This window comes from Streptomyces sp. CA-294286, from assembly GCF_050947155.1.
GTDB lineage: Bacteria > Actinomycetota > Actinomycetes > Streptomycetales > Streptomycetaceae > Streptomyces.
In genome coordinates, this window is the sequence record NZ_CP192005.1 from 5242228 (window position 1) to 5266585 (window position 24358).

General features: G+C 73.0%; 22 protein-coding genes. 16 read left to right on the top strand and 6 right to left on the bottom strand.

The window, feature by feature from the left end; all coding sequences use genetic code 11:
* Positions 1–9: 9 nt before the first annotated feature.
* Both ACQPZG_RS27885 and ACQPZG_RS27890 read left to right on the top strand, forming a co-directional pair.
* The gene (locus tag ACQPZG_RS27885) at positions 10–939 is read left to right on the top strand and encodes a LysR family transcriptional regulator (RefSeq protein WP_433548454.1); all 930 of its coding nucleotides are present in this window, start codon (positions 10–12) and stop codon (positions 937–939) included.
* Positions 940–1114: 175 nt separating this feature from the next.
* Positions 1115–1600 (top strand): hypothetical protein, encoded by a 486-nt coding sequence (locus ACQPZG_RS27890; RefSeq protein WP_433548455.1) that lies wholly within the window; start codon positions 1115–1117, stop codon positions 1598–1600.
* Between the two features lie 87 nt (positions 1601–1687).
* Here the strand turns inward: ACQPZG_RS27890 and ACQPZG_RS27895 are convergent, their stop codons facing one another.
* From ACQPZG_RS27895 to ACQPZG_RS27910, 4 genes are all read right to left on the bottom strand, one after another.
* Positions 1688–3211, bottom strand: a complete 1524-nt coding sequence (locus ACQPZG_RS27895; protein ID WP_433548456.1) for an SDR family oxidoreductase — start codon at positions 3209–3211, stop codon at positions 1688–1690.
* Between the two features lie 165 nt (positions 3212–3376).
* Complete coding sequence (locus ACQPZG_RS27900) at positions 3377–4120, bottom strand: gamma-glutamyl-gamma-aminobutyrate hydrolase family protein (RefSeq protein WP_433548457.1); 744 nt, start codon at positions 4118–4120, stop codon at positions 3377–3379.
* A gap of 30 nt (positions 4121–4150) precedes the next feature.
* Positions 4151–5629, bottom strand: a complete 1479-nt coding sequence (eat, locus tag ACQPZG_RS27905; RefSeq protein WP_433548458.1) for an ethanolamine permease — start codon at positions 5627–5629, stop codon at positions 4151–4153.
* 99 nt (positions 5630–5728) lie between these two features.
* Complete coding sequence (locus tag ACQPZG_RS27910; protein WP_433548459.1) at positions 5729–6466, bottom strand: FadR/GntR family transcriptional regulator; 738 nt, start codon at positions 6464–6466, stop codon at positions 5729–5731.
* Between the two features lie 76 nt (positions 6467–6542).
* Here ACQPZG_RS27910 and ACQPZG_RS27915 point away from each other — a divergent pair, with 76 nt between their 5' ends.
* The 4 genes from ACQPZG_RS27915 to ACQPZG_RS27930 all read left to right on the top strand — a co-directional run bounded on the left by ACQPZG_RS27915 (position 6543) and on the right by ACQPZG_RS27930 (position 11364).
* Positions 6543–7919 (top strand): glutamine synthetase family protein, encoded by a 1377-nt coding sequence (locus ACQPZG_RS27915; protein ID WP_433548460.1) that lies wholly within the window; start codon positions 6543–6545, stop codon positions 7917–7919.
* Positions 7920–8178: 259 nt separating this feature from the next.
* Positions 8179–9543: an aldehyde dehydrogenase family protein gene (locus tag ACQPZG_RS27920; protein ID WP_433548461.1), complete on the top strand. Its 1365-nt coding sequence runs from the start codon at positions 8179–8181 to the stop codon at positions 9541–9543.
* 7 nt (positions 9544–9550) lie between these two features.
* A complete protein-coding gene (locus ACQPZG_RS27925; RefSeq protein WP_433548462.1) occupies positions 9551–10339 on the top strand; it encodes a 3-oxoacyl-ACP reductase in 789 nt (262 codons plus the stop codon).
* A 23-nt stretch (positions 10340–10362) separates the two neighbouring features.
* Positions 10363–11364 carry a DUF2510 domain-containing protein gene (locus ACQPZG_RS27930; RefSeq protein ID WP_433548463.1) on the top strand — a complete coding sequence of 334 codons (1002 nt, stop codon included), beginning with the start codon at positions 10363–10365 and terminating at the stop codon, positions 11362–11364.
* Positions 11365–11410: 46 nt separating this feature from the next.
* Here ACQPZG_RS27930 and ACQPZG_RS27935 read toward each other — a convergent pair whose 3' ends face one another.
* Positions 11411–12610 (bottom strand): amino acid deaminase/aldolase, encoded by a 1200-nt coding sequence (locus ACQPZG_RS27935; protein WP_433548464.1) that lies wholly within the window; start codon positions 12608–12610, stop codon positions 11411–11413.
* 266 nt (positions 12611–12876) lie between these two features.
* Here ACQPZG_RS27935 and ACQPZG_RS27940 point away from each other — a divergent pair, with 266 nt between their 5' ends.
* Genes ACQPZG_RS27940 through ACQPZG_RS27950 form a run of 3 tightly spaced genes read left to right on the top strand, consistent with a single transcriptional unit; the run spans position 12877 to position 15908 of the window.
* Positions 12877–13923: a hypothetical protein gene (locus tag ACQPZG_RS27940; RefSeq protein WP_433548465.1), complete on the top strand. Its 1047-nt coding sequence runs from the start codon at positions 12877–12879 to the stop codon at positions 13921–13923.
* Positions 13920–15137, top strand: a complete 1218-nt coding sequence (gene mycP / locus ACQPZG_RS27945; protein WP_433548466.1) for a type VII secretion-associated serine protease mycosin — start codon at positions 13920–13922, stop codon at positions 15135–15137. The genes ACQPZG_RS27940 and mycP overlap by 4 nt, the downstream gene beginning before the upstream one ends.
* A 27-nt stretch (positions 15138–15164) precedes the next feature.
* A complete protein-coding gene (locus tag ACQPZG_RS27950) occupies positions 15165–15908 on the top strand; it encodes an SseB family protein (protein WP_433548467.1) in 744 nt (247 codons plus the stop codon).
* 88 nt (positions 15909–15996) lie between these two features.
* Here the strand turns inward: ACQPZG_RS27950 and ACQPZG_RS27955 are convergent, their stop codons facing one another.
* Entirely contained in the window at positions 15997–16374 is a 378-nt protein-coding gene (locus ACQPZG_RS27955) for a DUF1844 domain-containing protein (protein ID WP_433548468.1), read from the bottom strand.
* Between the two features lie 398 nt (positions 16375–16772).
* Between ACQPZG_RS27955 and infC the strand changes: the two genes are divergently transcribed.
* The 7 genes from infC to pheT all read left to right on the top strand — a co-directional run bounded on the left by infC (position 16773) and on the right by pheT (position 24195).
* A complete protein-coding gene (gene infC / locus ACQPZG_RS27960) occupies positions 16773–17429 on the top strand; it encodes a translation initiation factor IF-3 (protein WP_433549581.1) in 657 nt (218 codons plus the stop codon).
* A 130-nt stretch (positions 17430–17559) separates the two neighbouring features.
* Positions 17560–17754: a 50S ribosomal protein L35 gene (gene rpmI / locus ACQPZG_RS27965; RefSeq protein ID WP_030387121.1), complete on the top strand. Its 195-nt coding sequence runs from the start codon at positions 17560–17562 to the stop codon at positions 17752–17754.
* Between the two features lie 106 nt (positions 17755–17860).
* On the top strand, positions 17861–18247 hold the full coding sequence (gene rplT / locus ACQPZG_RS27970) for a 50S ribosomal protein L20 (protein ID WP_266655864.1): 387 nt from the start codon (positions 17861–17863) through the stop codon (positions 18245–18247).
* A gap of 127 nt (positions 18248–18374) precedes the next feature.
* Positions 18375–19217, top strand: a complete 843-nt coding sequence (locus tag ACQPZG_RS27975; protein WP_433548469.1) for a TrmH family RNA methyltransferase — start codon at positions 18375–18377, stop codon at positions 19215–19217.
* A gap of 149 nt (positions 19218–19366) precedes the next feature.
* A complete protein-coding gene (locus tag ACQPZG_RS27980) occupies positions 19367–20422 on the top strand; it encodes an ATP-binding protein (protein WP_433548470.1) in 1056 nt (351 codons plus the stop codon).
* A gap of 114 nt (positions 20423–20536) precedes the next feature.
* Positions 20537–21667, top strand: a complete 1131-nt coding sequence (pheS, locus tag ACQPZG_RS27985) for a phenylalanine--tRNA ligase subunit alpha (RefSeq protein WP_433548471.1) — start codon at positions 20537–20539, stop codon at positions 21665–21667.
* The gene (gene pheT, locus ACQPZG_RS27990) at positions 21667–24195 is read left to right on the top strand and encodes a phenylalanine--tRNA ligase subunit beta (protein WP_433548472.1); all 2529 of its coding nucleotides are present in this window, start codon (positions 21667–21669) and stop codon (positions 24193–24195) included. Before pheS ends, pheT begins: the two co-directional genes overlap by 1 nt.
* Positions 24196–24358: the final 163 nt, after the last annotated feature.

Here is a 24358-nt window from a genome sequence, read left to right on the forward strand (position 1 = left end):
GCTGGGCTTATGAGCCCCGGTGAACCGTCTCTCCCGACCCCTCTCTCCCACCGTGTCCCGGACCTGGCCGCCATGGAACTGCTGCTCGCCGTGGCGCGGCTCGGGAGCCTCGGGCGTGCCGCCAGGGAACTGGGCGTCTCACAGCCCGCCGCGAGCGGCCGGATCCGGTCGATGGAGCGACAGCTCGGCGTGACCCTGGTCGAGCGTTCGCCGCGCGGTTCGCGGCTGACGGAGGCCGGTGTCCTCGTCACCGACTGGTCGCGGCGGATCGTGGAGGCCGCCGAGGCGTTCGACGCGGGGGCGCGGGCGCTGCGCGGACAGCGGGACTCGCGGCTGCGCGTCGCCGCGAGCATGACGATCGCGGAGTACCTGCTGCCGGGGTGGCTCGTCGCCCTCCAGGCGGAACGTCCCGGTACGGCGGTCTCGCTCCAGGCGGGCAACTCCGCGGCCGTGGCACGGAGCCTGCTCGACGGATCCGCGGACCTGGGATTCGTGGAGGGCACCGCGATGCCCGAGGGGCTGGACGGGGTGGTCATCAGGCGCGACCGGCTGGTGGTCGTCACGGCACCGGGCCACCCCTGGGCACGGCGCCGGCGTCCGGTGGACGCGGCCGAGCTGGCGTCCACGCCGCTGATCCTGCGCGAGGAGGGGTCGGGAACCCGCCAGGTCCTGGACGCGGCCCTCGCCCCGTACGGCGGCCTGGCGCTGCCGCTCCTCGAACTGTCCTCCACGACGGCCGTGAAGGCCGCGGCGGTGAGCGGGGCGGGACCGAGCGTGCTGAGCGAGCTGGCGGTGGGGGAGGAAGTGGGCGCGCGCCGGCTGGTGCCGGTCGAGGTGGCAGGGGTCGAACTGCGCCGCGACCTGCGCGCGGTCTGGCCCGTGGGGCCGGCGCCGGTCGGGCCGGGAAGGGATCTGCTGGGCCTGACGCGGGAGCGATGACGCGGGGCGGCCGGGCGCTCCCGGGTGCGGGGACATCAAGGGCCCGCTGACGAGCGTTTCGTGACGGCCCATCGGCCTCGTCGCTTCCCTTCGCGGAACCCGACCGGGCGAAACGGCCGCCCTGTTGTGCCGCGTGGTGTTGTTTGCGGTGTGGACGAGCGGATACCCGGTGTTCATGACTGCACAGAATTCGAACGCCAAGTCCGCTGCCACCGACGCCAAGACCGATGCCACCGGCGCGAAGGCCACTGCCGCAGGCGCCGCGAAGTCCACCGCCGCCGACGCCAAGAAGGCCGCGACGGACACCAAGGCCACTGCTCAGGACACCACTTCGCAGGCCAAGGGCGCCGCCGACAAGGCCAAGGACGCCACCGGCCCGGTGAAGGACGTCGCCGGGAAGGCGACGAGCGCCGCGCAGAGCGCGACGGCCGCAGGTCTCAAGGGGGTCCAGGCCGGGAAGCAGGCCCTGGAGTCCGCGTCCGGGAAGGTCGCATCGAAGGCCACCACGGCATGGACGCTCATCAACAACCGCAAGGCGATCGTCGCCGGGGCGGGCGCGGGGGTCGTCGCGTTGACCGCCGCCTCCTTCACGGCCGGCCGCCGCGTCGAGCAGCACAGCCGCGGCCCGCTGACGAAGCTCCTCGCCGGTACGAAGCTCTGAGTCCGGGAGCGCCCGCGCGGATCCTCGACGGGCTGCCGCGACCGCGGCCGACGCGACGTGCTTCGCCCCCTGAGCGAAGACGTCACGTCACGCGGTCGCGGCTGCCGCGATGTTGCGCACCATCCCTCCGAACACCACGCCGTGGAACGGCGCCACGCTCCACCAGTACGCGTGCCCGGCCAGCCCGTGCGGGTGGAAGACCGCCCGCTGCCGGTAGAGCGTCCGGCCCTTCTCGTCCCGTTCCACGGCCAGCTCCAGCCAGGCGAGACCCGGCACCCGCATCTCGGCCCGCAGCCGCAGCAGCTTCCCCGGCTCGATCTCCTCGACCCGCCAGAAGTCGAGCGAGTCCCCGACCCGCAGCCGCGCCGCGTCCCGTCGTCCGCGCCGCAGGCCCACACCGCCCACCAGGCGGTCCATCCACCCCCGTACCGCCCAGGCCAGCGGGAACGAGTACCAGCCGTTCTCTCCGCCGATGCCTTCGATCACCCGCCACAGCCGCTCGGGCGTGGCCTCCACCACCGCCTCCCGCACGTCGGTGTAGAGGCTGCCGCCCGCCCACGCGGGGTCGGTGGGCAGCGGGTCGCTCGGCGTTCCCGGCACGGACGCGTTCGACCAGCGGGTGGTGACGTCGGCCTCCTGGACCCGGCGCAGCGCCAGCTCCACGGCCCGTTCGAAGCCGATCGGCCCGCCGTCCTCGTCCTGTGCCGCGCGGGGCACGTACCGCTCGATGTCGTGCTCGGCGCACACCACCTCGTGCCGCAGCGACTCCGCCAGCGGGCGGGCGATCGACGCGGGCACCGGCGTGATCAGCCCCACCCAGTGGCTGGAGAGCCCCGGGGTGAGCACCGGAAGCGGCAGGATCAGCCGACGGGGGAGCCCGGCCACCCGGGCGTACCGCTGCATCATGTCCCGGTAGGTGAGGACGTCCGGCCCGCCGACGTCGAAGGTCCGGTTCACGTCTTCCGGAAGCCGGGCGCAGCCGACGAGCAGCCGCAGGACGTCCCGCACCGCGACCGGCTGGATGCGGGTACGGACCCAGCTGGGCGTCACCATCAGCGGCAGCCGCTCCGTCAGGTACCGCAGCATCTCGAACGACGCCGAGCCCGAACCGATGATCACCGCCGCGCGCAGGGCCGCGGTCGGAACCCCGGAGTCCAGCAGGATGCGTCCCACTTCGGCACGCGAACGCAGGTGCGGCGACAGCTCGTGCTCCGCGACCCCGGCCGGGGTGAGTCCGCCCAGGTAGACGATGCGCCCGACCCCGGCCCGTTTCGCCTGCTCGCCGAAGTTCCGTGCGGCGTCCCGGTCGGTCCTCTCGAAGCCCTTGCCGGTGCCGAGGGCGTGCACCAGGTAGTAGGCGACGTCCACTCCCTCCATGGCCCGCCGCGTCGACTCCGGGTCCGTGACGTCACCCCGTACCGTCTCCACCTGCGCGGCCCAGGGGAAGTCCCGCAGTTTGGCGGGGGTGCGCGCCAGACAGCGCACCTCGTACCCGGCGGCCAGCAGCTCGGGCACCAGCCTTCCGCCGATGTAGCCGCTCGCCCCGGTCACCAGACACCGCACGCCGTCGCCTCCTCGCTCCTGTGACTTCCGTGTTCTCCGCCCCTCCACTGTGGACCCCCACCGGTGATTCGGAGCGGCGGGGCGGGCGGATGGGTGTGCGGACGGGTGAACGGGACCATCGGAGCGTCGTTGCTGGCCGCGGGGTGCACCGTGCGGTGCGGGCGCGGCTGCGGGAGGGGGAGCGGGGGGCGGCGCGCGCCGCCGGGCGCTTCCTTACGGGCGTCCGGCGGTCAGGACGCCGTCGGCCCCCGCGGCGCCGGCCTCGTCGGGGGTGCTGAGGGCGGCCGACACCAGCGCCTGCGTCAGCCGCAGGTCGGTGCCCATCTCCGGGTGCCACTGCACGCCCAACGCCCAGCTCTCGCCCGGTAGTTCGACCGCCTCCACCGTGCCGTCCGCGGTGTACGCGGAGACCACCAGGCCCTCGCCGACCCGCAGGACGGCCTGGTGGTGGTAGGCCGGTACGTCGCTGCTGCCCGGCAGGATCTCCGCGCAGCGCGTGCCGGGCACCGTCCGCACCGGGTGGGTTCCGAAGGCGCCGACGGTCACGGCGTGCCCGTCGAGGTGCTGGACGAGGGTCCCGCCGAGCGCCACGTTCAGCAACTGCATGCCCCGGCAGACGCCGAGCAGTGGGGTGCGGGAGTCCAACGCGGCCCGGATCAGAGCCAGTTCCCAGGCGTCGCGCGCCGTCGCGGGCGGCCCGGTGCGGGGGTCGCGCTCGGCTGCGTACCGTACCGGATCCACGTCGGGACCTCCCGCGATCACCAGCGCGTCGAGCCGGGCGACGACCTGGGCCGCGTACGCCGGGTCGTCGGGCGGCAGCAGGAGCGCGCTGCCGCCCGACGCCTGGACGAGCTGCGGGTAGCCGGCGGGGACCAGGGCGGCGGGAAGCTCCCAGACGCCCCACCGGACGGACGACTCCAGGTAGGTGCTGATGCCGACGAGGGGCTTGACGGACACGTGCGGTTCCTCCCACTGACGCGGTACGGGTTACTTGCGTTCCAGTTCGGCCTCGGCGGCGGCCAGCGCCGCGAACTCCTCCTCGGGCGCCGAAGCGACCAGCCGGTGCCGAGAATAGAGCGCGAAGTAGGCCAGGGCGACGACGTACACCACCAAGGCGATCAACGCCGCGTCCGTGTCCACCAGAAACGTCGCCACCAGCGCGAACAGTGCCAGCACGAACGCCGTCGACGAGGTGACGACGCCGCCGGGCGTGCGGTACGGGCGGGGCAGGTCCGGCTCGCGACGGCGCAGGACGATGTGCGACAGGGCCATCAGGGCGTAGGAGATGGTCGCGCCGAAGACGGCGATGTTCAGCATCCGGGCCCCGTTGCCGGTGGACGCGGCCAGCGCGAAGCCGATCGCGCCGGGTATCAGCAGGCCGAGGTAGGGGGCCTTGCGGCGGCTGGTGAGCGAGAGGAACCGGGGGAGGTAGCCGGCCCGGGACAGGGCGAAGAGCTGGCGGGAGCCCGCGTAGATGAGGGAGAAGAACGACGCGACGAGCCCGGCCAGCCCTGCGTAGTTCACGAAGCGGCTCAGCCCGGTGGCCGGTCCGTCGCCCTGGAGCGCCACGACCAGCGGATTGCCCGCGTCCTGCACGGCGGCCGCGCCGCGGGCTCCCGTCGCGGCGAAGAAGGTCAGCATGGCGAGCAGGACCAGGACGCCCAGGGAGATCGACAGTGCCCGCGGCATCGACCGCACCGGGTCCTTCGCCTCCTCGGCGGCCAGCGGGACCCCCTCGACCCCCAGGAAGAACCACATGCCGAACGGGAACGCCGCCCAGATGCCGAGCAGTCCGAACGGCAGCCACGAGTTCGCCCCGAGCGCGCCCTCGTCCACCGGGATGTCGTTCAGGCCGTCCGCGTCGAACTCGGTGAACGCGCCCACCGCGAAGATCAGCAGCGCGGCCACCGCGATCGCCGTGACGACCAGGCTGAAGCGCAGCGCCTCGCCGACACCCCAGAGGTGGATGCCGATGAAGACGACGAAGCAGGCGAGGTAGACCGGCCAGCCGGAGGTCAGGCCGAACAGGTTCAGCGACTCCACGTAGTCGCCGATGAAGATGGAGATCGCGGCCGGGGCGAGGATGTACTCGATGAGGATGGCCGTGCCGGTCAGGAAGCCGCCCCAGGTCCCCAGCGCCCGGCGGGCGAAGCCGTAGCCGCCGCCCGCCGTCGGCAGGATGGCGGACAGTTCCGCGAGGGCGAAGACCAGGCAGGCGTACATCGCGCCCATCAGGAGGGTGGCGATCGCGAGGCCGCCGAAGCCGCCCTTGGAGAGGCCGACGTTCCAGCCGGAGAAGTCCCCGGAGACGACGTAGGCGACGCCGAGCCCGGTGAGCAGCAGCCAGCCCGCGCTGCCCCGGCGCAGGGCGCGGCGTTTGAGGTAGTCGTCCGTGACGTCCGCTCCGCCGGTGGTTCCCGGTCCGCCGGTGGATCTGTCCGTGGAACCCTGTCCGTCCGTGGCCATGGGCCGCTCCCGCCGTCGCCTGACAATGGTGTGGGACCACACCTTTGCGGCCGGAACGGCTCCTGGCAACCCCTCTGCGTCACGCGGGAGTTGCGGACGTCACGAGAGGAAGCCCCGGAGCAGCGCCGCCGTTCCCGAGCAGTGCTCGCGCATCACCTCGCGCGCCGCCTCCGCGTTGCCTTCGAGGACGGCCTCCACGAGTGCCGTGTGCTGGCGCTGGGAGTGCTCCAGATTGCGCACCAGCAGGGGTATGCAGTCCAGGAGTTCGTTCACCTCGGCCCGTACGGCGGCGTACTGCGCGTCAAGCCGCGGCGAGCCGGCGAGCCCGGTCAGCGTCAGGTGCAGCAGCGTGTCCGCCCGGCGGTAGTCGGCGAGGGGGGCGTCGTGCGTCGCGGCCAGTGCGGCCCGCAGCCGGTCCGCCTCCGGGCCGTCCAGTCCCCGGTCCGCGCAGAGCCCGGCCGCCCCCACCTCCAGCACCTCGCGGAAGCGCAGCGCGTCCTCCACGTCCAGCGAGGCGATCCTGCGCCGGAGTTCCTCGCCCCCGGGGCTCTCGGGGCGGCGGCACACGAACGTCCCCCCGTACCTGCCGCGCCTGCTCTCCACCAGCCCCTGGTCCTGGAGCACCTTCAGCACCTCGCGCAGGGTGACCCGGCTGACGCGCAGCCGCTCCGCCAGGTCCCGCTCCGCCGGCAGCCGTCCACCAGCCGGCACCAGGCCCAGCCGCAGCACCTGGAGCACCTGTTCCAGGGCCTCCTCGAAGCCGTTGCCCGCCCGCACCGGACGCAGTACGGCCGTCAACCGGTCGCCGTACACATCACCCTCCCCACCCTCCGGCATGTTCCCGAACCCCCTTCCCAAGCAATGGTCTTGAGGAATACCTTAAGGGCTCCGGCCGACCCTGGAGGGCTTTCCCGTGGCAGTTCCCGAGGCAGACCGCACACCCCCGCTCCCGTTGGAAGAGCTGCGCGCGCTGGTCGCGAGCGGCGAGATCGACACCGTGGTGCTGGCCTTCCCCGACATGCAGGGACGACTCACGGGCAAACGGTTCGCCGCCCCGTTCTTCCTCGACGACGTGCTGACCGACGGCGCGGAGGGCTGCAACTACCTCCTGGCCGTCGACGTCGACCTCAACACGGTCGACGGCTACGCCATGTCCTCCTGGGACAGCGGCTACGGCGACTTCGCCATGCGACCCGACCTCGCCACCCTGCGCCGCGTCCCCTGGAACGAGGGCACCGCCCTGCTGATGGCCGACCTGATGTGGCACGACGACACCCCGGTCGTCGCCGCGCCCCGCCAGATCCTGCGCCACCAGATGGCACGACTCGCCGAGCTCGGCTACACCGCGTACGCCGGCACCGAACTGGAGTTCATCGTCTTCAAGGACACCTACGAACAGGCGTGGGACGCCTGCTACCGGGACCTGGAGCCCGTCAACCAGTACAACGTCGACTACTCCATCCTCGGCACCGGCCGCGTCGAGCCCCTGCTGCGCCGCATCCGCAACGAGATGGCCGCCGCGGGTCTGACCGTGGAGTCCGCCAAGGGCGAGTGCAACCCCGGCCAGCACGAGATCGCCTTCAAGTACGACGAGGTTCTCACCACCTGCGACCAGCACGCCCTCTACAAGAACGGCGCCAAGGAAATCGCCGCCCAGGAAGGCGTCTCGCTCACCTTCATGGCGAAGTACAACGAGCGCGAGGGCAACTCCTGCCACATCCACCTCTCGCTGCGCGACGCGGACGACCGGAGCGCGATGGCCGGTGACGGCCCCGACGGCATGTCCCCGCTGATGCGCCACTTCCTCGCCGGACAGCTCGCCGCACTGCGCGACTTCTCCCTCCTCTACGCGCCCAACATCAACTCCTACAAACGCTTCCAGCCCGGCTCGTTCGCCCCGACCGCCGTCGCCTGGGGCCACGACAACCGCACGTGCTCGCTGCGCGTCGTCGGCCACGGACCCTCGATGCGGTTCGAGAACCGGCTCCCGGGCGGCGACGTCAACCCGTACCTCGCCGTCGCGGGCCTGATAGCGGCAGGCATGTACGGCGTCGAGCACAAGCTGGAACTCCCCGAACCCTGTACGGGCAACGCCTACACCGCCGACTACGAGCGCGTCCCCACCACGCTGCGCGAGGCGGCCGAGCTGTGGGAGGCGAGCCCGATCGCGCGGGCGGCCTTCGGGGACGAGGTGGTGGCGCACTACGCCAACATGGCCCGCGTCGAACTGCGGGCCTTCGACGCCGCGGTCACGGACTGGGAGCTGCGGCGCTCCTTCGAGCGCATGTGAGCCGAAGCCCCACACGGGGGTGCGCGAAGGGCCGATGCCCCGCGGCGAGCACGCGGGGCGGCCCTTCGGCGGGCCCGTCGCCCCCTTCACGCCCTTCACGCAGGCCCGCGCATGCCTCGATTCCGCTGCCCCGGGCCGCCCCCGGCCCCCGCCCGACCACCGCCCCCGGCCCCACCCGCCGGACGGTCCGCCGGCGTGACGGGGCCCCGCGGGCGGACGCCCGCAGAGCCCCGCCCGACCCACCCCGTAAGGAAGCCCCTTGCAGATCCTCAACCCCGCCACCGAAGAAGTGATCGCCACCGTCCCCGCCGCGACGGCGGCGGACGTCGACGCCGCAGTCGCCCGCGCCACGCACGCCCAGCGCGCCTGGGCCGCCACCCCTCCGGCCGCCCGCGCCCGCCACCTCCGCCGCTTCGCCGCCACCGTCGACCAGCACGTCGAGGAACTCGCCCGGCTGGAGGTGCGGGAAGCCGGCCACACCCTCGGCAACGCCCGCTGGGAAGCGGGCAACGTCCGCGACCTCCTCGACTACGCCGCCGGAGGAGCAGAACGCCTCCACGGCCGCCAGATCCCGGTGCCCGACGGACTCGACGTCACCCTCCTGGAACCCCTCGGCGTCATCGGCGTCATCGCCCCCTGGAACTTCCCCATGCCGATCGCCGCGTGGGCGACGGCCCCCGCCCTGGCCGCGGGCAACGCGGTGCTCCTCAAGCCCGCCGAAACCACCCCGCTCACCGCGCTGCGCCTCGCCGAACTCGCCCTGGAGGCCGGGCTGCCCGAACACCTCTTCCAGGTCCTCCCCGGCGAGGGCCCGGTCGCCGGCAACGCCCTCGTCGAGCACCCCGGCGTCGCCAAGATCGTCTTCACCGGTTCCACCCGCGTCGGCAAGGAGGTCATGGCCAGGTGCGCGGCCCGGGTGAAGCGCGTCACCCTCGAACTCGGCGGCAAGAGCCCCAACATCGTCTTCGCCGACGCCGACCTCGAAACCGCCGTCGCCGCCACCCCCCTGTCCTTCCTCGACAACGCCGGCCAGGACTGCTGCGCCCGCACCCGCATCCTCGTCGAGCGCTCCGTGCACGACCGCTTCCTCGAACTCCTGGCCCCCGCCGTCGAGTCGATCGTCGTCGGCGACCCCTTTGACGAGAAGACCCAGATGGGCCCGCTGATCTCCCGGACGCAACGGGACAGGGTCCGCGCGTACGTCGACGAGAACGCCCCCGGCATCCGCGGAACGGCCCCCACCGGCCCCGGCTTCTGGTTCCCGCCCACGGTCCTCACGGGCCTCGCCCCCGACGCGCCCGCCGCCACCGAAGAGATCTTCGGCCCCGTCGCCGTCGTCCTCCCCTTCGACGACGAGGCCGACGCGATCCGCCTCGCCAACGCCACCGACTACGGGCTGTCCGGTTCGATCTGGACCCGCGACGTGGGCCGCGCCCTGCGCGTCTCCCAGGCCGTACGGGCGGGCAACCTCTCCGTCAACTCCCACAGCAGCGTCCGCTACTGGACCCCCTTCGGCGGTTACGGCCAGTCCGGTCTCGGCCGCGAACTCGGCCCCGACGCCCTCGCGGCCTTCACCGAAACCAAGAACGTCTTCATCAGCACGAGCCACGGCACGGAGGCCTGAGAACACCATGAGCACCGACAACGACATCGTCTGCCGCCGCCTCGTCGGCCGCACCGCCGTCATCACCGGCGCCGGAAGCGGCATCGGTCTCGCCGCCGCCCGCCGCCTGGCCTCCGAGGGCGCGCACGTCGTCTGCGGCGACATCGACGAAACGGCGGGGAAGGCCGCCGCCGAAGCCGTCGCGGGCACCTTCGTCCGGGTCGACGTCACCGACCCCGAGCAGGTCGACGCGCTCTACCGGGCCGCGCACGACACCTACGGCAGCGTCGACATCGCGTTCAACAACGCCGGCATCAGCCCGCCCGACGACGACTCCATCCTCACCACGGGCCTGGACGCCTGGAAGCGCGTCCAGGACGTCAACCTCACCTCCGTCTACCTGTGCTGCAAGGCGGCCCTGCCGTACATGCGGCGCCAGGGCCGGGGCTCGATCATCAACACCGCGTCCTTCGTGGCGGTCATGGGCGCCGCCACCTCCCAGATCTCGTACACCGCCTCCAAGGGCGGCGTCCTGGCGATGTCGCGGGAGCTGGGCGTGCAGTTCGCCCGCGAGGGCATCCGCGTCAACGCGCTCTGCCCGGGGCCGGTCAACACCCCGCTCCTCCAAGAGCTGTTCGCCTCCGACCCCGAGCGCGCCGCCCGCCGTCTCGTCCACATCCCGCTCGGCCGGTTCGCCGAGGCGACGGAGATCGCGGCGGCCGTCGCCTTCCTGGCCAGCGACGACTCCTCGTTCGTCAACGCCACGGACTTTCTGGTCGACGGCGGCATCTCGGGCGCATACGTCACTCCGCTCTAGGCCCGCCCTTTAAGGTGAGCCGCATGAGCATGACGACCCCGCCCGGCTGGTACCAGGACCCCAGCGCCCCCACCCAGGAGCGCTGGTGGGACGGTTCGGCATGGAGCGCGCACACCCGCCCTCCCGGTCAGAGCCCGCAGTTCGGCACGCCGCAGTCCCAGCCGCCGCAGGGGGGTTACGGCTACCCGCAGACCGCACCACCGGCCCAGGGCTACGGATACCCGCAGGCCCCGCAGCCGTACGGCACGCCGCCGCCCCCGCCCGCACCCCCGGGCGGAGGGCAGGGCGGCTCCGGCGGCCTCAGCAAGGGCGCGCTCATCGCGGTCGTCGTCGCGGGGGTCGCCGTCGTCGCCGCGATCATCACCGGCGTCGTCGTCCTCGGCAAGGACGACGACGCCCCCGCACCCCCCGTCGCGGCGCCCACGTCGGCGACCAGCCCGGAAGCGGACCGCAGCGCCCCCGCCGAGCCGACGGCCCCCGGCTCCTCCGGTCCGTCCGCCGACGCCACCACGCTCGCCGACCAGCTCAACGGGATCACGCTGCCCATCCCCGAGGGCTGGGAGATCCCGGAGTACGGCGGCGACCGCGAGGCCGCCACCATGCAGACTGACGAGACGTACGACTGCCCCGCCGAGGGCGGCTTCTGCCGCCACGGCACGGTCACCTCCCGCACGGCGCCCTCCGGGCCGACCACTCCCGAGGCCGTGGCCAAGGCCGACATCGCCAAGGCCACCGAACTGGCCTACGGCAAGGACTACCTCGACCGCGAGAAGCACGGCGGCGTCACCTCCCACACCGAGGTCAAGTCGGAGGCCGTCACCGTCGCGGGCAAGCAGGGCTACCTGGTCCGCTGGAAGGTCGTCACCGGCAAGGGGCCGGGCGGCTACGTGCAGTCCCTCGCCTTCCCCAGCAGCGTCGGCCCCGGCTCGCTCGTCCTGGTCCGCTTCCACGTCGACGCGGGACCCGGCGCCCCGTCGGTCGACGTCATGGACACCATCACCCAGGGCATCCGCAGCACGACCTGAGGCGCACGAGGGGGCCGTGGGCCCCGGCAGGCGGGGGCCGCACCTGTCACAGGAAGGTGTGGCCCTCGCCCCGGTACGTCGGGACGGACTCCGTCACCCGGTCGCCCTCGATCAGGTGCAACCGGGCGAAGCGCTCGCACAGTTCACCCGCCTTCGCGTGCCGGAACCACACCTTGTCGCCGATGAGCAGATCGTCCGCCGCCGAACCCAGCAGCGGCGTCTGCACCTCGCCCGCCCCCTCCTGCGCGTCGTACCGCAGACCCTCCGGCAGGTACGGAACGGGCGAGCGGTCCGCACCGGCCACACCGGAGGCGGGGTAACCGCCGCCGAGCACCGTCACCACGCCCACCCCCGGCCGCCGCACCACCGGCATCGCGTACAGCGCCGCCGGACGCCCGCTGAACGACCGGTAGTTGTCGAACAGGCGCGGCACGTACAGCCCCGATCCGGCAGCCACCTCCGTCACCGCGTCCTCGGCGACCGTGCTCTCCACGCTCCCCGTCCCGCCGCCGTTCACGAACTCCAGATCCGGTACGACGTTCCGCACCGCCCGTACCACCTCCGCCCGCCGCACCGCCAGCTCCCGCCGCGCCGCCGCCTGCATCACCCGCACCGCACGGGACCGCAACGGCCGCCCCCTGACGAGGTCACCGACGCCGGCGACATGCCCCTCGTACGCCATGATCCCGACCAGCCGGAAACCCGGCCGACGGGCCACCGAGCGTGCCAGCTCCGCGAGTTGGGCGGGCTCGCGCAGCGGGGAGCGCAGCGCGCCCAGCCGGATCCGGCCGCCCAGCATCCGCAGCGAGGTGTCCAGCTCCAGGCAGACCCGGATCTCCTCGTTCCCTCCGCCGCGCGACCGCTCGATCAGCTCCAACTGCGCCGGGTCGTCCACCATCACCGTCACGGCGGCGGCCAGCTTCGGATCGCCGGCCAGCTCCGCGTACCCGCCCCGGTCCACGGACGGATAGGCGAGCAGCACGTCCTCGAAACCGGACCGCGCCAGCCACAGCGACTCGGCCAGGGTGTACGACATCACCCCGGAGAAGCCCTCCCGCGCCAGCACCCGCTCCAACAGCGCCCGGCACCGCACCGACTTGCTCGCCACCCGTACGGGCTTGCCGCCCGCCCGGCGCACCAGGTCGGCGGCGTTGTCGTCGAACGCCTCCAGATCGACCACGGCCAGCGGCCCGTCCAGGTGCGCCGTCGCCCGGTCGTAGCGGGCCCGGTCAGTGGCCCGAGGCACCGCACCGGACACGGCGGCAGGGGCTGTACGGGCAACTGCGCGGGGAGTCACACGGGGAGTCATGGCCGCAGCTTGCCAGAGACGATTACCCCTCGGTAGGGGGACGATCCGGTCAGATGCGCCCTCCGCCCGGCTCTGGTTCCCCGGGCGCCGGGGCCACCCCGTAGAGTGACCGGAATTCCGCAGGAATCCCGGGTGGGCCCGGGTGAAGGGGCTGCCACGGGGCAGCAGCCGGGAACACGAGAAGAGACGGACCTGGGGGCCGGATGACCACCGAACCGCACGGCCCCACCGTCCCTCCCCGGCCCTCCTCCCCTCCGCCCCCGGCGGCCCCCCGCACACCCGCACCCGAGCCGTCGCCCGGCCCGGCGTACGCCCACTCCGGCGCGCCCCTCGCCCAGGCGCCGACGCGGGCACCGCGTCCCGCGGTGCCCCACGCCCCCCGCCACGACCCGCACGACGCCGTCGGCGACCCCCGTACGGACACGGCCCGCCCCCTCGCCTTCGCCCCGCCGCAGCACTGGGCCCGGGACGACGAACGGCCCCCCGCCCGGCACCGGCCGACCGCGGCCCGCATCGCCGCCACCGCCGTCTGCACGGTGCTCGGCGTCGGCCTCATCGGCGGTGCCGCCGCCGGGAGCTGGCTGGCCGACAGCTCTGCCGCACCCACCGTCGACAGCGCCTTCGCCGAGGCCCGTGCGACATGGCACAGCACCCCCGTCGACACCCTCTTCCCCCGCGCACTCGCGGGAACGGGCGCGGGCCCCGGCGGCGCCGACCGAAAGTGGACGCGGGTGGCCGTCGCCCCGGACGGTGACTGCGCGAACGCCCTGGACCCGCTCCTGCTCAAGGCCCTAGGTCCGGTCGGCTGCGAACGCCTGCTGCGCGCCACCTACACCGACGCCACCACCAGCAGCGTCACCACCGTCGGCATGGTCTTCACCCAGGCGGACGAGAACGCGACGCACGCCCTGCGCGCACGCTTCGCCCGCGAGAAGCTCGACCGGCGCCGGGACCTGATGCCCCGTACGCACCCCGTGCCCGGGACCGTCGCCGCCGGGTTCGGCGACGGGCAGCGGGCCAGCTGGACCGTCAGCGTCCTGAAGGACGCCCCCGTCGTCGTGTACGCGGTCTCCGGCTTCGCCGACGGGCGCGCCGTGTCCGACCCGCAGCCCGCCGCGCTCGCCACCGTCGCGGGGGCGGTCAGCACCCCCGCCCAGGCCGGACTCGGCCACGAGGCGAAGGGCATCGCGGACCGCATCGAACGCGCACTGCGCAGAACCGTCAACTCGGCGGCGGAGAAAGCAGGATGAGCACCCGTCAGACGTGCGGATTCGCAGACGGGGCGGCGCCCCGTCCGGCGCACCGCACGCGTCGCGCCGTCGCCTTCGTGTCCGCGGCCACCGCTGCCCTGCTCGCCGTGCTGCCCCACTCCGCCGCCCACGCCGACAGCATCCGCGACCGGCAGTGGGGGCTCGCCGCCCTGCACACGCAGGAGGCATGGCGCACCACGAAGGGCGCGGGCATCACCGTCGCCGTCCTCGACACCGGCGTCGACGACCAGCATCCCGACCTGCGCGGCAACGTGCTCAGGGGCCGCGACCTCGTCGGCTTCGGCGCGAAGCGCGGCAACCGGTCGTGGGCCCGGCACGGCACGGCCATGGCCTCGATCATCGCGGGCCACGGACACGGCCCGGGGCGGGGCGAGGGGGTGCTCGGGATCGCCCCCGAAGCGAAGATCCTGCCCGTACGCGTCATCCTCGAAGGCGGCGACCCGGCCCGCGAGAAGGCGCGCGAGTCGCGCGGCAACGCCCTTGCCCAGGGCATCCGTTGGGCCGTCGACCACGGCGCGGACGTCATCAACCTGTCGCTGGGCGACGACAGCGAGTCCGCGCACCCGCAGGCCGAGGAGGACGCGGCCGTCCAGTACGCACTCAGCAAGGGCGCCGTGGTCGTCGCCTCCGCGGGCAACGGCGGCGAGAAGGGCGACCACCTCTCCTACCCGGCCGCCTACCCCGGCGTCATCGCGGTCACCGCCGTCGATCCGGCCGGCACGCACGCCTCCTTCTCCACCCGGCGCTGGTACGCGACCGTGGCCGCGCCCGGAGTCGACGTCGTGATCGCCGACCCCGACCGGAGCTACTACGAGGGGTGGGGAACGAGCGCCGCGGCCGCGTTCGTCTCGGGGGCGGTGGCGCTGGTGCGCTCCGCGCATCCCGGACTGCCGCCCGCACAGGTCAAGCGCCTGCTGGCGAAGACCGCACGGAACGCGCCGAGCGGAGGGCGGGACGACTCCCGCGGGCACGGGATGGTCGATCCGGCGGCCGCGATCGCGGCGGGGGGACGGGACACGGCGGTGCGGTCCACCTCGGGGGAGGGGTACGCCGAGCGGTACTTCGGGCCGGGTCCGCGGGCTCCCCACGAGGCGGCCGCGGGGCCCGAGGCCTGGGCGCTGGCGGCCGGCTCGGCGGGCGTGCTGGTGCTGGGAGCGGGTGTGGTGATCTGGCGCAGGGGCGCGAGGAGCTGAGGACTCCGCTCCCGTTAGGGTCGGTCCGTGCTCAAGAACATTCCCGATCCCGGTTTCGGCGACGACGACGGCACCGCCGACCCCGCCCTCGCATCCGCCCTCGCGGCCTGGGCCGGCGGGCCGCCGGACGACGCGCCGGCCCAGCAGCGCATCCTCGACGCGCTACCCGCCGCCCGTCTCCTGGTGCCCGTCGTCGCGGTCCTCGGCGAGGTCGAGACCGACCCGGAGACCGGGCTCAAGCGGGAGAAGACGAGCGACATGGCGGTGCCGACCCTCCGCGCGGGGGACCGCAAGGCGCTGCCCGCGTTCACCTCCGTCGAGGCGTTGGCGCGGTGGGACCCCGCCGCCCGGCCCGTCGCCGTACCCCTGCACCAGGCACTTCGGGCCGCCGCCCACGAGCAGGCGGACACCGTGGTGCTGGACCTCGCGGGGCCGGTGCCCTACCAGCTCACCGGGCCCGCCCTGCGTGCCCTCGCCGAGGGCCGCACCAGTACCCGCCCGCTCGACGACCCCGCCGTGACGCAGGCCCTGCGCGCGCTCGTCGCCGCCGAGCCCGCCGTGCTCCGGGCCCATCTCGGGCCCGGTGAGGCCGACGGAGTGCTGGCCCTGGTGCTGACCGCGGACGCGGTGCCGGCCGAGGCCGTACGCCGCATCGCGCAGGCGCTGGCGGCGGACGAGGTGCTCAGGGCCCGTCTCGTACGGGGGCTGGACCTGGCCCTGCTGCCCGCCGGGGCCACCCCGCCGCCCGGCGAGCCGCTCTTCACGCGCTGACGACCCGCGCGGGTGACGCGTGCAGCCTCCCCCGCCCGGACGCGGCCCGTGTCCGCGAGGACGGGGCCGCGGCAGCGGGCCGGAGCGCTCAGCCGTAGACCGGACCGGTGTACTTCTCGCCCGGTCCCTGGCCCGGCTCGTCGGGGACCACGGAGGCCTCGCGGAAGGCCAGCTGGAGGGACTTCAGGCCGTCCCGCAGCGGCGCCGCGTGGAAGGAGCTGATCTCGGTGGCACTGGCCGTGATCAGGCCCGCCAGTGCCTGGATCAGCTTCCGGGCCTCGTCCAGGTCCTTCTGCTCCTCGCCGCCCTCGGCGAGGCCCAGGTTCACGGCGGCGGCGCTCATCAGGTGCACGGCGACCGTGGTGATGACCTCGACGGCGGGAACGTCCGCGATGTCGCGGGTCATGTCGTCGAAGCCGGGGTTGTTCTCGTCAGTGGTGCCGGTGGTGCCGGTCGCGTCGCTCATGGCGTCAACGATAGGTCCCGTGTCGCGGCGGACTTCCCCGGGACGGGTGGTTTACGCAGGGTTCGCGGTGATGGGGAAAGTGCAGTACTGTTTTCTCACGACCGGCTGGACACTCCTGTGCCCGGCCCACAAGTGGAGGCTCCGATCTCCCACCTGACCGTCCCCCGGGACGGCGGGTCACCGGTCAGAAGACGGTACCCATCGTTCCGTACGGACGATGGAACTGTCCGATGTGCGCGCCCCGCGGTTTCAGACGCGGCGGTGCTCCGGTATTTCCAGGAGCCCTGCCTGTGTCCCGTCCGGGGCGTTTCTTGCTCTCCCGGTGCGGTTGGTCCGAAGAAATAAGACGTTGCGCGGCTGTCTGCCAGACAGCCGTGTGGTGCTACTGAGGAGGATCCATCAGCGCCGAGCCCCGCATTAACGACCGGATTCGCGTTCCCGAGGTCCGGCTTGTAGGCCCCAGCGGCGAACAGGTCGGCATCGTTCCCCTCGCCAAGGCCCTTGAGCTGGCGCAGGAGTACGACCTCGACCTGGTCGAGGTCGCGGCGACCGCCCGTCCGCCCGTGTGCAAGCTCATGGACTACGGGAAGTTCAAGTACGAGTCGGCCATGAAGGCCCGTGAGGCGCGCAAGAACCAGGCGCACACGGTCATCAAGGAAATGAAGCTCCGCCCGAAGATCGACCCGCACGACTACGACACCAAAAAGGGTCACGTCGTCCGGTTCCTCAAGCAGGGTGACAAGGTCAAGATCACGATCATGTTCCGTGGTCGTGAGCAGTCCCGTCCCGAGCTTGGCTTCCGGCTGCTTCAGCGACTCGCCTCCGACGTGGAGGACCTGGGCTTCATCGAGTCCAACCCGAAGCAGGACGGCCGGAACATGATCATGGTTCTCGGCCCCCACAAGAAGAAGACCGAGGCGATGGCCGAGGCCCGCGAGGCCCAGGCCGCCCGCAAGGCGGAGCGTCAGGGCACCACTGCCCACGACGACCAGCCCGCGGGCGAGGTCGCCGAGGCCGCTGCCGAGGCTCCGGCCGAGGCACCCTCCGAGGCGTGATCCACGGGGCCGCCATCCAGGCGGCCCCCGGGTCCCCGACCGGAACCCCCAACCAAAGATCTGACGCTCCCGCAGTCCGGTGCCCGCACCGGGGGCCGGGGGAGCGGCACTGACGAGGAGATACGGCGCGATGCCGAAGAACAAGACGCACAGCGGTTCCAAGAAGCGCTTCAAGATCACCGGCTCCGGCAAGGTGCTCCGCGAGCGTGCCGGCAAGCGCCACCTGCTCGAACACAAGTCGTCCCGCGTGACGCGCCGCCTCACCGGCACCGCCGAGATGGCCCCGGGCGACGCCGCGAAGATCAAGAAGCTTCTCGGCAAGTGATCCGGCTGCCCCGGGTGCACCCGCCCGAGGCGCTGGAACAAGACCGGGACCAATTCGTTTTCGGGTCGTGTGAACACCCCCACGACCCCGCTACAAGGAGTCAAAAGTGGCACGCGTCAAGCGCGCAGTAAACGCCCACAAGAAGCGCCGGGCAATCCTCGAAGCGGCCAAGGGCTACCGCGGCCAGCGTTCGCGCCTGTACCGCAAGGCCAAGGAGCAGGTCACCCACTCCCTGGTCTACAACTACAACGACCGCAAGAAGCGCAAGGGCGACTTCCGCCGTCTGTGGATCCAGCGCATCAACGCCGCTGCCCGCGAGAACGGCATGACGTACAACCGCCTCATCCAGGGTCTGAACGCCGCCAACATCGAGGTGGACCGCAAGATCCTCGCCGAGCTGGCCGTCAACGACCCGAACGCGTTCGCCGCGCTCGTCGAGGTCGCCCAGAAGGCGCTTCCGAGCGACGTCAACGCCCCGAAGGCCGCCGCCTAGTCCTCGCGACAGGCACGATCTTCCTGGCTTGAAGCCGGACCCGCAGGCGCACCGTGCGCCTGCGGGTCCGGTGCGTTGTGCTCCTGCCGGCCCGTCCCGCCCCTACGAAGAAGTGAGCCGCACACCCATGGGCAGCACCCCCGAGCCGATCTCCCCGCGTTCCCCCCGCGTCGTCGCCGCCAGACGGCTGGCCAAGCGCAGCTTCCGGGGCAAGGAACGCCGGTTCATCGCCGAGGGACCGCAGGCCGTGCGGGAGGCGGTCGGCCACCGGGGGCCGGACGGGACGCCCACGCTGATCGAACTGTTCGCGACCGTGGAGGCCGCCGAACGGTACGCCGACATCGTGGACGCGGCCCAGGCGGCCGGGGCCCGGGTGCACCTCGCCGCGGACGACGTCCTCGCGGACATCTCGCAGACCGTCACCCCGCAGGGCATCGTCGGCGTGTGCCACTTCCTGGACTCCCCGTTCGCGGACATCCTCGCCGCCGGACCCCGGCTGGTCGCCGTCCTCGCGCACGTGCGCGACCCCGGCAACGCCGGCACGGTGCTGCGCTGCGCGGACGCGGCCGGCGCCGACGCGGTGGTCCTCACCGACGCCTCCGTCGACCTCTACAACCCCAAGTCGGTGCGCGCGTCCGTCGGTTCGCACTTCCACCTGCCGGTCGCCGTGGGCGTACCCGTCGAACAGGCGGTCGCCGAGCTCCGGGCGGCGGGAGTGCGCGTCCTGGCGGCCGACGGCGCGGGCGACCGCGACCTGGACGACGAACTCGACGCGGGCACCATGAGCGGCCCCACCGCCTGGGTCTTCGGCAACGAGGCATGGGGACTCCCCGAGGAGACCCGCGCGCTGGCGGACGCCGTCGTGCGCGTCCCCATCCACGGAAAGGCCGAGAGCCTCAACCTCGCCACGGCCGCCGCCGTATGCCTCTATGCGTCCGCGCGCGCACAGCGGGTACGCAGCACTCCCTGACAGGCCCCCTTCCCGGATAGGGTGACGGGCTCGGGGGCTCCTGCGCTCGTCGGATGGGTGGGGTACGGGGAATGGTTGCGCAAGTGCCTGAACGGGCGTCCGGAGCGCAGAAGCCGATGCCTGAACGGGCGTCCGGAGCGCGGAAGCCGATGGAGCCCGCCATCGGGGCCGACGATCTCCCGGACGGCCTGGTCGTCGCCGACGAGACGGGCGCCGTCGTCTGCTTCAACGCCGCCGCCGCCCGCCTCACCGCGGTCCCGGCCGGCCGCGCGCTGGGCCGCGCGCTGGACGACGTGCTCCCGCTCGAAGACCTCAAGGGCCGCCGCTGGTGGGCGCTGACCGACCCGTACGGAGGTCTCGCCATCCGGGCGGGGCAGCCCGAGCGGAACCTGCTGCTGCCCGGCGGGCGCGAGGTGCTGGTCTCCGCGCGTTACGTGCGGGAGCGGCCGTGCGGTCCGGTGCGCCGCGTGGTGGTGACGCTGCGCGGGACCGAGGCGCGTCGGCGCACCGAGCGCAGCCACGCCGAGCTGATCGCGACGGTCGCCCACGAGCTGCGCTCTCCGCTGACCTCGGTGAAGGGGTTCACCCGGACCCTGCTGCGGAAGTGGGAGCGCTTCACCGACGACCAGAAGCTGATGATGCTGGAGACCGTCGACAACGACGCCGAACGGCTCACCCGGCTGATCGCCGAACTCCTCGACATCGCCCGCATCGACTCCGGGCGCCTGGAGCTGCGCCGGCAGCCGGTGGACGTCGTGGCGGCCGTCGGACGCCACGTGCACGCCCGGGTCTCCGCCGGGCAGGCCGCCGATCGCTTCCTGGTGCGGATCGAGCACCCGCTGCCCGGCCTGTGGGCGGACCCCGACAAGATCGACCAGGTGCTCGACAACCTGCTGGAAAATGCGGTGCGGCACGGCGCTGGAATGGTCACCATCGAGGTGGCGCCCGCCACCGCCAAGGACGACGAGAAGGGAACGGCAGTGACCGTCAGCGACGAGGGCCCGGGAATTCCGGAGGAGTCGCTGAGCCGCGTCTTCACCCGTTTCTGGCGGGGCAGCAAGTGCGGCGGCACCGGCCTGGGGCTGTACATCGTCAAGGGCGTCGTCGAGGCGCACGGCGGCACGATCACGGTCGGCCGCGGACCCGGCGGCGGCGCCGAGTTCCGATTTATCCTGCCCGTGGGGGCACCGGCCTACCTGGCCTGACCCCGCCCACGGGCTTCGTCGCGTCCCGCGTCCCTTTAGACTCGACTTTTGGCACCTTTGCGTCCTCACGTGTCGAGCGGGGCCGCCCACCAGCCATCGGAAGTACGGGAAGAGATGTCCGCACCCAATAAGTCGTACGACCCTGTCGAGGTCGAGGCGCTGAAACCCGAAGAGATCGAGCGCATGCGGGACGAGGCGCTCGCCGCCTTCGAGTCCGCCGCCGACCTCGACGCGCTGACGCACGCCAAGACCGCGCACACCGGTCCCACCTCGCCGCTGTCCCTCGCCAACCGCGAGATCGGCGCGCTCCCGCCCCAGGCCAAGGCCGAGGCGGGCAAGCGCGTCGGCATGGCACGCGGTGCCGTCAACAAGGCCCTCGCGGCCCGGCTGGCGGTGCTGGAGGCCGAGCGCGACGAGCGCGTGCTGGTCGAGGAGGCGGTGGACGTCACCCTGCCGTACGACCGCACCCCGGCAGGCGCCCGGCACCCGCTGACCACCTTCATGGAGCGCGTCGCCGACGTCTTCGTGGCGATGGGCTACGAGGTCGCGGAGGGCCCCGAGGCAGAGGCCGAGTGGTTCAACTTCGACGCCCTGAACTTCGTGCCGGACCACCCGGCCCGGCAGATGCAGGACACCTTCTTCGTCCAGGACGCCGCCGGCGCGACGTCCGACGAGTCCGGTGTCGTGCTGCGTACGCACACCTCGCCCGTGCAGGCCCGCGCGCTCCTGGAGCGCCGCGAGCCGCCCGTGTACGTCGTGTGCCCCGGCCGCGTCTACCGCACCGACGAGCTCGACGCCACGCACACCCCGGTCTTCCACCAGATCGAGCTGCTGGCCGTCGACGAGGGCCTCACCATGGCCGACCTCAAGGGCACCCTCGACCACATGGTCCAGGCGCTCTTCGGGGAGGGCATGAAGACCCGGCTGCGCCCCAACTACTTCCCCTTCACCGAGCCGTCCGCCGAGATGGACATGGTCTGCTACGTGTGCCGCGGCGAGTCCGTCGGCAACCCGGACCGTCCCTGCCGCACCTGCGGCAGCGAGGGCTGGATCGAGCTCGGCGGCTGCGGCATGGTCAACCCGAAGGTCCTCGTGGCCTGCGGCGTCGACCCCCAGAAGTACAGCGGCTTCGCCTTCGGCTTCGGCATCGAGCGGATGCTGATGTTCCGGCACAACGTGGAAGACATGCGAGACATGGTCGAGGGTGACGTGCGTTTCACTCGGCCCTTCGGGATGGAGATCTGATGCGGGTCCCGCTTTCCTGGCTGCGGGAGTACGTCGATCTCCCCGCCACCGAGACCGGCCGTGACGTACAGGCCAAGCTCGTGTCCGCCGGTCTGGAGGTCGAGACGGTCGAGCAGACCGGCGCCGGCCTCAAGGGCCCCCTGGTCGTCGGCCAGGTCCTCACCATCGAGGAGTTGGAGGGCTTCAAGAAGCCCATCCGCTTCTGCACGGTGAATGTGGGCCAGGCGAACGGCACGGGCGAGCCGCAGGAGATCGTCTGCGGCGCCCGCAACTTCGCCGTCGGCGACAAGGTCGTCGTGGTCCTCCCCGGTGCGGTGCTGCCCGGCGACTTCGCGATCGCCGCGCGCAAGACGTACGGCAGGACCTCGCACGGCATGATCTGCTCCGGCGACGAGCTGGGCATGGGCGACGACGGGACCGGCGGCATCATCGTGCTGCCGCCCGAGTACGAGCCGGGCACGGACGCCATCGAGCTGCTGGAGCTGGTGGACGAGGTCCTCGACATCGCCGTCACCCCCGACCGCGGCTACGCGCTGTCCCTGCGCGGCATCGCCCGCGAGGCCGCCACCGCGTACGGACTGCCGCTGCGCGACCCCGCGCTGCTCGACGTGCCCGCACCGAACTCGTACGGCTACCCGGTGAAGATCAGCGACCCGCAGGGCTGCGACCGCTTCACCGTGCGCACCGTGACCGGTGTCGCCCCCGAGGCCCGCTCGCCGATCTGGATGCAGCGCCGCCTGCAGAAGGCCGGCATGCGTCCGATCTCGCTCGCCGTGGACGTCACCAACTACGTGATGCTGGAGCTGGGCCAGCCCCTGCACGCGTACGACCGCTCCCGCGTCCAGGGCGCCATCGGCGTCCGCCGCGCCGAACCGGGCGAGAAGTTCACGACGCTCGACGGCGCCAAGCGGGTGCTCGACGCCGAGGACCTGGTCATCACCGACGACCGCGGGCCGATCGGCCTGGCGGGCGTCATGGGCGGCGCGAACACCGAGGTCGCCGACGTACGGACGGACGCGCAGACCGGTGAGGCGACCGGGACGACCGACCTCGTCATCGAGGCCGCGCACTTCGACGCGCTGACCGTGGCCCGCGCCTCGCGCCGTCACAAGCTGACCTCCGAGGCGTCCAGGCGCTTCGAGCGCGGCGTGGACCCGCAGGCCGGCCCGGCCGCCGCCCAGCGGTGCGTCGACCTGCTCGTACTGCTCGCCGGCGGCACCGCCGAGGCCGGGGTCACCGAGGTCATCGCGCCCTCCGCGCCCCGCTCCATCTCCATGAAGGCGGACCACCCGGACCGCGTGGCGGGCGTCGCCTACGGCCGCGAGACCGTGGTGCGCCGCCTCCAGGAGGTCGGCTGCGACGTCTACGGTTCCGACGAACTCGTCGTCACCGTGCCGTCCTGGCGGCCCGACCTGGCGTTCCCCAACGACCTGGCCGAAGAGGTCATCCGGCTGGAGGGCTACGAGAACCTGCCCTCCACGCTGCCGACCCCGCCGTCCGGGCGCGGGCTCACCGAGCGCCAGCGGCTGCACCGCCGCGTCGGCCGCTCGCTGGCCGGCGCAGGATACGTCGAGGCGCTGAACTACCCGTTCGTCGGCGACGCCGTCTTCGACCAGCTCCAGCTCGACGCCGACGACGCCCGCCGCCGTACGGTCAAGCTGGTCAACCCGCTCGCCGACACGGAGCCCGCGCTGCGCACGACGCTGCTGCCCGGCCTCCTGGGGGCGCTGCGCCGCAACGACGGGCGTGGCGCGCACGACCTGGCGCTGTTCGAGACGGGCCTGGTCTTCCGGCCGACCGGCCAGGAGCACAAGGCGGTACGCCTTCCCGTCGACCGCCGCCCCACGCAGGAGGAGATCGCGGGGCTGAACGCCTCGCTGCCCGCCCAGCCCCGGCACGCCGCCGTCGTCCTCGCGGGCGCCCGCGAGCAGGCCGGCTGGTGGGGCAGGGGCCGTCCGGCGACCTGGGCCGACGCGGTCGAGGCCGCCCGCGGGCTGGCCCGTGAGGCCGGCGCCGACCTGCGCGTGGGCCGTGCCGTCAACGCGCCCTGGCACCCGGGCCGTTGCGCCGCGCTGTCCGTCGTCGTCGACGGCGAGGAGCAGATCATCGGGTACGCCGGTGAACTGCACCCGCGCGTCGTGAAGGCGATGCACCTCCCGGAGCGCACCTGCGCGATGGAACTCGACCTGGACGTCCTGGAGAAGGCCGGCCGGGGGGCGCTGCGCGCGCCCCGGATCTCCACCTTCCCGGTCGCCACCCAGGACGTGGCGCTGGTCGTCGACACGGACGTGACGTCCGCGGCCGTCGAGGACCTGCTGCGCGAGGGGGCCGGTGAACTGCTGGAGGGCATCCGGCTGTTCGACGTCTTCGAGGGCGAGCAGCTCGGCGCGGGCAAGAAGTCCCTGGCGTACGCGCTGCGCTTCCGCGCAGCCGACCGCACGCTGACCGTCGAGGAGGCCACGGCGGCCCGCGACGCGGCGGTGGCACGCGCCGCCGAGCACGTGGGCGCGGTACTGCGCGGGGCGTAACTCCGCGCGGTGTCACGGTCGTTGCACGCGTGACAGAGGGGCACATCCGGGACACGGGTGTGCCCCTCACTCATTCGGGTGAGTTGTGCGGGCGATGTACGCATAGCGGCACGAACGGTGGACACAATCGTTCCGGCCGACCGGCCGCACCGCCGCAGAGCGC